9 protein-coding genes are annotated in these 9,867 nt (G+C 39.6%); 5 read left to right on the forward strand and 4 right to left on the reverse strand.

Going from position 1 to position 9,867, the window contains the following annotated elements; translation table 11 throughout:
- The 5 genes from LC574_RS11140 to LC574_RS11160 form a co-directional block, all read left to right on the forward strand.
- On the forward strand, positions 1-2,918 hold a 2,918-nt coding region (locus LC574_RS11140), incomplete at its 5' end, for an NACHT domain-containing NTPase (RefSeq protein WP_229453580.1).
- Positions 2,919-3,012: 94 nt separating this feature from the next.
- A complete protein-coding gene (locus tag LC574_RS11145) occupies positions 3,013-3,981 on the forward strand; it encodes a glycosyltransferase family 2 protein (RefSeq protein ID WP_229453581.1) in 969 nt (322 codons plus the stop codon).
- A 2-nt stretch (positions 3,982-3,983) separates the two neighbouring features.
- Positions 3,984-4,187 carry a hypothetical protein gene (locus LC574_RS11150; RefSeq protein ID WP_229453582.1) on the forward strand — a complete coding sequence of 68 codons (204 nt, stop codon included), beginning with the start codon at positions 3,984-3,986 and terminating at the stop codon, positions 4,185-4,187.
- A 250-nt stretch (positions 4,188-4,437) separates the two neighbouring features.
- Complete coding sequence (locus LC574_RS11155) at positions 4,438-5,796, forward strand: ABC transporter substrate-binding protein (RefSeq protein ID WP_229453583.1); 1,359 nt, start codon at positions 4,438-4,440, stop codon at positions 5,794-5,796.
- Positions 5,781-6,149: an SH3 domain-containing protein gene (locus LC574_RS11160; RefSeq protein ID WP_229453584.1), complete on the forward strand. Its 369-nt coding sequence runs from the start codon at positions 5,781-5,783 to the stop codon at positions 6,147-6,149. The genes LC574_RS11155 and LC574_RS11160 overlap by 16 nt, the downstream gene beginning before the upstream one ends.
- A 519-nt stretch (positions 6,150-6,668) precedes the next feature.
- Here LC574_RS11160 and LC574_RS11165 read toward each other — a convergent pair.
- From LC574_RS11165 to LC574_RS11180, 4 genes are all read right to left on the reverse strand, one after another.
- A complete protein-coding gene (locus tag LC574_RS11165) occupies positions 6,669-7,001 on the reverse strand; it encodes an LLM class flavin-dependent oxidoreductase (protein WP_229453585.1) in 333 nt (110 codons plus the stop codon).
- Positions 7,002-7,401: 400 nt separating this feature from the next.
- Positions 7,402-8,640, reverse strand: coding sequence for an acyl-CoA dehydrogenase family protein (locus LC574_RS11170; RefSeq protein WP_229453586.1), 1,239 nt, complete (start codon positions 8,638-8,640; stop codon positions 7,402-7,404).
- A gap of 6 nt (positions 8,641-8,646) precedes the next feature.
- The gene (locus LC574_RS11175) at positions 8,647-8,805 is read right to left on the reverse strand and encodes a hypothetical protein (protein WP_206264504.1); all 159 of its coding nucleotides are present in this window, start codon (positions 8,803-8,805) and stop codon (positions 8,647-8,649) included.
- Between the two features lie 349 nt (positions 8,806-9,154).
- The coding region (locus LC574_RS11180) for a class I SAM-dependent methyltransferase (RefSeq protein ID WP_229453587.1) at positions 9,155-9,867 on the reverse strand (713 nt) is incomplete at its 5' end.

Here is a 9,867-nt window from a genome sequence, read left to right on the forward strand (position 1 = left end):
GTCAATTAAATATTGCCGTTTTTTTAAATGTTAACTCAGATGAATCTTTTGCCAAAGAACTGATTGATTATTTGTTTAAGCAAAATAAAAAAAACTCCCTTTGTCTACTTTGCGGAGTACTTGAAAATGAGATCGAAATAGAAAATCTTGGAGAAGATGTAAAAATTGATTTTAGAGATTTTCGAGAAAAAGTTTGTAATTTAAATAATAGTTTAAACAACAATAAAAATTCAAGTATTAGTTTAAAAGAACGGCAATATTTAATTGACAAGGTTTCTGAATCTAGAGTTGACCCATTTATAAAAAATAATGAACTTATTAACGAGGAGTTAATTCCAATTGGTTTAGAAAAACTACCAAGAGTCAGGACTCCTCAAGAGAAGGAACTTTTGGAGAGGGAAGGACGTTTAGTTGACGAGCCGCCACAAAAACTAGGTTCAGGTACCAAGATTATTAACATCTTTGACCAAATGGGTAATGAGAGAACGCTGCTTATCCTGGGTGAACCTGGATCGGGTAAGACTACAATTCTAGCGGAACTGACTAAGGAGCTAAGTGAACGTGCTAAAACAGATAACAACCTTCCAATTCCTGTAATATTAAACCTTTCTTCTTGGAAGGAGAGCCAGAGCATTGATAAGTGGATTGTAAAGCGATTAACAGAATTTTATAAAGTTCCTAAAGATAAGGGTCGATTGTTAGTCTCTAATCAAGAACTGCTTTTGCTAATTGATGGTTTTGATGAAATAAAATCAGAATACCAAAATTTCTGTGTTGAAGAGTTGCTTAATTTTATTAATAAAAATGAAGAGATAAAGATTGTTATATGTAGTCGTACAGGCATAAAAAGAGAAGAATTGCTTGAAAAATTAACATCTAGGATTGCAGTCCGATTACAATTTCTCAGTGAAGAAGAAGCTTATGGGTATCTGGATAAGGAGGATTCTGTCCCTACTGATTTCAAAGATTCAATTAAGAAGGAAGATGAGCTACGAAAAATAATAATAGTACCTTTATTCCTCTATCTTATAATTGATATTTACAAATCTAAAAAGTCACAGGATACAGTATTTTCATTAGAAGGTGGCACTGAGAAAATACGGAACAAAATATTTTATAAATATATTGAAAAGGAGTTGAATAAATGGAAAGGTACTCGTAACCACCCAAAAGAAAAAGTTGAAAATTGGCTAATTTGGCTAGCCAAGCAAATGAATCAAGAAAGTCTGGAAGCTTTTTTAATTGAAAAGTTGCAACCTAAATGGTTGTCTCTACCACCCGAGGAAGTAACGAAATTACCCCAAGACGCTTCGGTTGAGGTAGGGGAAGCAGAGGGAGAGAAAAAAGACTTATCCGAACCGTATTCTATTCAAAAAATAATGTATCGTACTGGAGTAAGGTTAATTGTAGGACTTTTATGTGGACTGTCTTGTGGATTACTCTCGGAGACACTAAATTATGATCCTAACACCAATTTTCTGCTTTCATTGATTAGTCATGTAATTTTTGGATTAATATCTGGACTGCTATCTGGATTACTATTAGGACTGATATCTTTGTGGCTTGAATATTTCGAGTCTAGCTTGATATCTTGGTTGCCAAAGATAGACGATAAACTGATACGTATATTGAGGTTTGTACTGATTGGATTTATATTTGGGTTAATACGTTGGGGAGTTAGCCTGCTAATAGAACAAGACAAAATCCAACCTTTAGATGCAATTATCTTTGGGGGTCTTTCAGGATTTATTTTTTCTTATCGGTTAAACTGTCAGAAGATAGAAACTGTAGAGCGTATTGAGTTTTACCCCCAATATTTTATAAGAAATTTAAGATTTGGAATGTTAATTGGTTTCCTTTCTGGGATAACTATGCTGTCGATTGGAATAGTTGCTGAACTGATTAAGGACGATAATACGCCATTTATAAATTCTAGTATTAGGGATACTTTAAAAGGAGTAATGACGCTATTAGTAAATCCCTGGCTCATGAATTTTTTAAAAAAAGCGGTAGAGCCATTAATTATTAATGAAAAACCAGATATCTTAGGGTATAGTATATTATGTGGTGTACTAGCATTTGGGCTGCTTCTTGGATTGAATCTGTGGGTAATTGTTGGATGGAGAAGAATCAAAGTAATTTTTCGATTCAAAAGAATCCAAAGACGTAACGGCAATAGAGTCAACAGAACACATAGAAGCATTTTACCTCCCTTATTTATTAATTTAATAATTTCTTCTTTTGTTTCTCTATTATTTGTATATTTCAGCTTTACAAATAAAGATATTATTTTGTGGATTTCGAGTTTTTGTCAAAAATTAAATGTATTATGGGGCGTATTGACTCTAGAGGTATTTGTTGGGCTACAAGTTGGAATCGGTTTAGGCTTTAGAAGAAACAATAAAATAGAAAGTGCAACAGAACCTAATTACGGTATCATAACAACATTTTTAATTCGTTTAGGCTTTAGAAGAAACAATAAAATAGAAAGTGCAACAGAACCTAATTACGGTATCATAACAACACGTAGAAATGCTGGAGAGATATTTCTAATTAGTGGGTTAATCTCTGGTTGTGTTAGTACTTTCTTTTGGTGGATTTACTCTAAACATCAAGAAATAATTTGGTGGATTTTTTATAAAACAGATGATAACGGCATTATTTTTGGATCAATTGTTGGACTAATGGTTGGGTTACTAAGTGGACTAGTTAATGGAGGGAATTCAGGTTTAGTTTGCATTAAACACTTCGTTCTGCGTGTCATCCTTTGCAAAAACAAGTGGATTCCTTGGAACTATGCCAGTTTCCTCAACGAAGCTGCACGAGGCTTATTGATACAAACTGGTGGTAGCTATCGTTTTAGACATGGAATGCTGCGAGAACATCTCGCTGATATGCCTTTAGAAAAAAGAAAGTGAACTTTAGTATCCGCTACTTTCAAAATGTTGTTGAAATATACAAGGTGACGGAAATATGGTTATATTCTTAGTTCTATTTCTTTCCCTGCTTAGTTTGATTACTTACTTAGGTTATTTACGACGGGCAATGGTCGAGATACCTCAACTATGTCCATCAAGAGATATATTATTTGAGAATTATCTTAATTCTGGATTTCCTAAAGTTTCAGTGATTGTTCCAGCCTATAATGAGGCAGATAATATCCAAGATTGCATTATGTCTATTTTGGATAGCACAAGTTTATTAGCTGATAAGTTTGAAGTTTGGGTAGTAGACGACCAGTCTACTGATAATACCCTAACAATCCTCAACACCCTTAAAAAAAATCTCAGCGATTCACGGCTGAAAATTTTGCCAGGAGAACCTCGACCAGCCGAACAAGTGTGGACGGGTAAAAACTGGGCTTGTACTCAAGCTACTAAACGAGCTTTTGGAGAATTCTTGCTCTTCATTGATGCTGATGTCCGACTGAAGCCAAGAGCAATTGAAACAGTGGTTCAAGCAGCAAAAGCAAAACAAATAGATTTATTAAATTGTATACCAGCAGTAGTTTGTGGGTCTTTAGTAGAGTGGTTGGTACAGCCACTAATGTTCATTAATCTGCTTGTTTCTTTGAACTCTGTGGCGGTAAAAGACCCTAAAACCAAAACAGCTTTTGCAGCAGGACCTTTTATGCTGTTTCAACGCTCATCCTACGAGAAAATAGGAGGACATCAGGCAGTTGCAAGCTATGTTGCTGAGGATGTGGCTTTGGCTCGACGCATTAAAGAGAGTGGTTTGAAGTTGCGACACTTCTTAGGAGCAAACTTAGCAAAATTAAGGATGTACCGCTCTTGGGCATCACTTTGGGAAGGTTGGACTAAAGTTTTGTATTTGGGTGCCCAACGAAGCTTGTGGCTAATGGTATCTCTAGCTCTGCTAATGCTAAATATTTACTTGATTCCTTGGCTAGTATTAGTCATTGTGGTTAGTAAAAGTTTTTTAATTGGCTGGAAACGCTTGATTTACTGGCAATTTGTCTAGCTTTGATTGCTATTCTCCTCCAGTACAATTTGCGGACACTCGCAGCACAGGCATCTCATAGCTCTCCCAAATACTGGTGGCTGCATAGTTTGGGAGGTCTACTGGTTGCAGTCATTGCCATTGCTTCAGTTATTAAGACTGAGACGGGTTGGGGTTGGACTTGGCGAGGTCGATCGCTTAAGCATCCTATTTCACCTCGTGAATGAGTTTTGTAGCCTCAGAAGTAGCAAACTTGCCATAAAGTGATATGCATAATACAAGGTGAAAATGCACACAAAAAGTTTCCTGGAAAATGCTACTCCTAAACTTCACCCAAGTTCCATTATAAGCCCTCAGTAGCAATGAATCAGAATCTTTAAAGGTAAACTCTTTACAGGAAAATAATATATGCAGAAACAGAACTTATCAATTAGTGTAAGTCATTTTTTTCCTTTTTTAATGGTTTTCCTAGGATTTGTGGGCGTCTCGACATGGCAGTGGCAGAGAGGTTCGGTAGCTAAAGAACGCATTAGTTTTGGTGAGAAAAGTTTAATTCAAGGAAATCCTTCCTTGGATAAAAAAGCCGGGATAAAGGAAATAGAAGAAAAACGCTGGGATAAGGCACAGTCCAATTTAGAGAAATCGCTAGAAAAGAATCCTAACGATCCAGAAGCACGTATTTTTTTTAACAATGCCAAAATTGGTTCTGATGACAACAGCTACACCATTGCTGTATCTGTACCGATTAGGAACAATATCGATGGTTCTTTGGAAATTTTGCGTGGGGTAAGTCAAGCTCAAAATGAATTTAATTCCTCTAGAGGAAAAAGTCAGTGGCGTTTGAAGGTAGCGATCGCATCGGACGATAATAATCCAGAAGTTGCTCAAGATGTTGCTACAGCCTTAGTCATCAATCCTGATGTGTTAGGTGTAGTCGGTCATTATGCTAGCGATGTCACCATAGCAGCAAAAAATATTTATACATCCAAAAAACTTGTAGCCATTACTCCCATCAGCACTTCTGTTGACCTTACAAAAAATTCTGACAGTTCAAAAAACTCTAAACCGTATATTTTTCGCACAGTTCCTAGTGATAGTGATAGTGCAAAGGCTTTAGGAGATTATATGTTTAATAAATTGAATACAAATAATAATGTAGCAATTTTTTATAATTCCAGTAGTAATTACAGTAAGTCTCTTAAGTCTGAGTTTATGACAGTTGTGAAAAATAAAGGAGGACAGGTATCGAAAGAGTTTGACTTGAATGAGCAGGATTTTAATGCCGATTTGAGTGTGAAACAGGTGATTGATAAAGGTACCCAAGTACTAATGTTAGCAGCCGATACAAATACTTTACCACAAGCGCAGAAAGTAGTGGTCAGGGCTGCCAAGAAGAACCTCAATATTTTGGCAGGAGATGATGTTTACACCCCAGACACTTTGAAAGTTGGAGACGCAGCAGTTGAAATGGTGGTAGCAGCTTTTTGGCATATTGATAACGCTCCCAACTCAAACTTTGTCAATAAGTCTAAAGAGCTTTGGGGTGGTGCGACAGTGAACTGGCGAACTGCCCTTGCCTATGATGCAACACAGGCTTTGATTGATGCGATTCAACGCGCTCCAACTCGAAGTGAGGTACAACAGTTTCTCTCCTCAGGAAAATTTAAAACTACCGGAGCTTCTGGTGATATTGAGTTTTGTCCGTCGGGCGATCGCAAGAATCCTTACATAGAACTTGTGAAAATTGTTTCCACTAACAGTTCTGATAATCTCTACAAATTTGTTCCTGTTGAGGCTTACAAAGATAAACCCTCCAGCGATTGTCCCGTTCACTGACTAATAATAATTCAAGTCCGACCCCTACTTCTTTGCCGCTACCTACTGCAACGCCTACATTAACTAGTACACCCATATCCTCTTCTACAACTTCTCTAGCAAGTGATTCAGTATGTCGTCTCCAACCTGAGTCCCCAGAGTCGTCGTACATAGCTTATGTTGTTCCGAGTAAAGGTCTGAATTTACGAGCAGAACCACGACAAGATTCCAAGCCTTTAAAGCTTCTTAAGTTTAATCAAAGAATTATTATTTTGAAGGAAAACGAGAATAAAACCTGGCAAAATATTTGCGTAGAAGGTAATAACCTAAAAGGTTGGGTAAAAGCAAATAATACAAAGAAAGTTGTAGAATAATCTGATTTTTCACAGTTAAATAAAGCATCACTACCAAACTCCCTTTCTTAAAGGTTACAAAATCATCGTCTTGGGAGGCCGGGAATTTAGTAGTGTGAAACGAGCTTGTTTAGCCCGTACAAAAAAATGTGCAGTTTGTACTTAGAGTTAAAAAGACCGAATATTTAATACATGTTAAGCTCAACTTTATCCATTCTCCCTGAACGCGATCGCTAACGCTGAAACCTTTGTGGAACGTCGTTTTAATGTTTTTGATTTCATCGATAATCAATGACATGGAAAAAGTTTTTGCCAAAAAGCTAGGGTTTTTGCCAAATCAAGAGAACCAAGTTCTTAATTTTGGATAAAGTCGAGCTAAGAGGAAGTTTGAAAAGTCATGATTGATGTATCAAATATTTTTTTACCCCACCCTAACCCTCCCCTTATAAAGGGGAGGGAACCGGATTTTCTTGTTTTCCCCAATATATCGGGTGGATTAAGGGGGGTAATAATTCGATTAAAATCACAATATACCACTTTTCAAACAATCTTTAAAAAACTGGTACGATCCTTCCTTTGTATTCTTTTCAGTTGCAAAAGTTGCTCGGTGATTTGTTCGGGTGAACCGATTAGCTGCACATTACCGCCGATCGCACTGCCAACGCCATGACGCATATTTCCCTTCTGATGCCCCCTCCAGGCGTGTGCATCGCTGCTAACGCCAGAACGTCCAGCAATTGACTGATTATCGGCATGGTCGATAATCGCCTGAGCATATTCTTCTGCCTCTTTTTCAGTTTCACGCACGACAATAAGCGGATTCAGGAGAGTGCGGATTTGTCTAAGTAGATGGACAAAAATATTTACAGTCATTGCGAGCGAAGCGAAGCAATCCCAGCCGCAAGCGAATTGCTTCATTCCGCTTCGCTCCATTCGCAATGACATTGTGTAACTAATTCTGTCCGACTACTTACTATTAGCGATTCAACGGTTTCGGTTGGCTGCGAGATCCCCGACTTCTGATAAATATAGGACTTACGCAATAACTCTCTTAGGACTTACGCAAACTTTACGAACTCTTGGCGTTCTTGGCGTCTTGGCGGTTCGATAAATTAAGGTTTTTGGCTATTTTTGCGTAAGTCCTGTCTCTGAAACTCTTATTCCTTTGTGTCCTTTGCGTCCTTTGCGGTTCGTTTTTTCATTATTTTGCGTAAGTTCTGAAATACTCATAAAGTGGTTTTCCGTAGGTTAGAAGTCAGGGATCTGAACAAAATTAGAAGAATCCTCGTTGCGGCAATGGTGTACCGTTGATCTCGTAGTCCCCGATCGCACGAGCCTTAAAATGATTTGGATTGTGTGAGGATAAGGTACGGGCGTTGCGCCAATGACGATCAAAGTTGGAGCTTTTCTTTGTTGTGGAAGCCCCACCCACTTCAAACAGCAAGGTGGCCGAACGTAGTGCTAGGTCATCGACAATCAATTTGGCTTTGGATGCACTCAGAGAAGTTGCCAGTGCCGCAGCCGTCTGTGCCTCTTCACCCTGAGCTTGGGCAGCAGGGAGGCGATCGAGACCATCAGCTGCTGCTAAAACAATTGCTTCGGCAGCAAAGGCATTGGCGGCAATCTGCCCGACAGTCTGCTGTAAAATTGGGTCTTCTGAGGCTTGCTCGGATACAGCATGGTAGAAAGTCCGGGGTCTGTTACGGATGAGGGCTGTAGCATCACGCAGAACGCTGCGAATAATACCAGCGTTGATGGCAGTCAGGAATAATTGTGGGACGATATTGTAGGGCAGGTCGTCTTTGTCTGTGTCTGTCTCAAAAATTACTTCTTCAGCCTCTACACGGACATTCGTGAAGGTAGTCGTTCCCGTACCTGTGAGTCTTTGTCCGAAGCCGTCCCAGTCGTCCACCAGTTCAAGACCCTCGCGGTTAGTAGGAATGAGTATATACGCTGTAGAGCCATCTGGTGCTAACACACGCACAAAAATCCAGTCTGCGTAAAGGCTGCCAGTGCTGTAATATTTCGTTCCATTCAGACGATAACCGTCACCATCGGGTGTTAATTTTGTATTCACGACTTGGCGACCACCTGATCGCTTGGCTTCTAGTTCAGTCGAAGCGAGTCCAATAATCGCGCCATCGACGACAGCTTTGAGCCATCGCTGATTCCTTTGGGTACGCTCAGAACGCAAAATTCGCTCTGTTACAGAGAAATGATTCCGCACAATGTGAGCAACATTTGGATCAGCATCCCCCAGCCGAATCACGACCTCGAATAGTTCGCGTGCGCTGCTACCACCACCACCTTCGGCAACGGGGATTCGCAATGCGCCCAACCTGGAACGCCGGATCAATTCAACCACATTATAAGGAAGGATGCGATCGCGATCGCGCTCACTTGCTCCCAGTGCAATAAAATCAAAAAGCTGCTGGAGTTCCGGCGAGTTTGCTCTTACAGGAGCCGAAAACTGAATTGTCGTATCTGCAAGTTTCTCTGGACTCTTAATCATTAGTTTCTATCTCCGAATATCCTGTGGAAAATCTATGTTGGTGAGTGGTGAGGCAATTGCTATTTCTGGGTGACGCGACTTTGGCACTACAAAGTTGAAGAATGTTTCCAGCCTTGAGGCGATTACATCTGGTAACATATTCAAGCCACCGACTGCACTCGACAAAAACCATTCCTCTGTAAGGGTTTTAGATGTATTTAAGTTTTATAAAGCACTTAAAATCTACCAAATTACCGTAGTTTGATACTCCCAAATTTTACCCAAGTTGTCAATCTGTTTTAACGTCTTTTTGCAGGAAAGACTCAAAGTGAAAGCGGAACAGCGTCTACAGAGTAAGTCCAAGGAAAACGCCAGTCGCCTACGCCTGCCTAATTTGTGAACTTCTTCAAGGACAATTTTTATCCTACTCAAAGGGGTTTAAAATCCCATCTACAACAGGTGTTTGTGTTTGGCTAACAGTCCCCCTTACAAAACGTAACTGTTTAATCATATCTGCAAAAAGATTTAGATAAGATTACAATAGGTGGGCTACGTATAAAGTAGTTAAGTAACCTTTAGTAATTTGACCATTGAACTTGGTATTAATTAATTCAGCGATCGCATGGAAAAAACGAGCTTTTGTAATGCGATCTAAATTTAGATGACCGGAGTAAGTATTTAAGAGGTTGAGATAACTTGCACTGTTGTATGTTGCATCCCATCGATAAGAGCGATAGACTACTTCACCAAACAAACCTATTTGCTGAATCTCGTCTGTTTTACTAGAGACTTCATGCTCACGAGGGAGAGGCTTGTCATCCTTAACTAACTCAGGAGCTAAACGGCGATATAGCTCCTGTACCTCCTCAAAAAAGCCATTACTAGCATCACTATGTACGTGTTCATTCCAAAATAGCGCGATCGCTCCTTCAGATGTGAGGGCAAGAGCCGTTTTTTTGTAAGCAATACTTGGGTCAAGCCAATGAAAAGCAGTTGCCGAAATCACTAAATCAAAAGCATTTTCTTGGGTCACCCAATCCTCAAAAGCGATGTTACGCACTTCTACTTGCGGATAAGCAGCCAGATTTTTTTGGGCAACCGTAGCAAGATTCTCACCCAACTCAATGCAGAGTATACGATAACCCCGGCGGTCAGGCGTTCGAGCTTGTTCTCGCGGGTCAGGAACTGGTCCTTGGTGAAGGCCATGACGTTGTCCATCATGTTCACGGCCAGGACAGCCTCGCGGAG

The sequence above is a fragment of the Nostoc sp. CHAB 5715 genome, assembly GCF_020829685.1.
Classification (GTDB): domain Bacteria; phylum Cyanobacteriota; class Cyanobacteriia; order Cyanobacteriales; family Nostocaceae; genus Nostoc.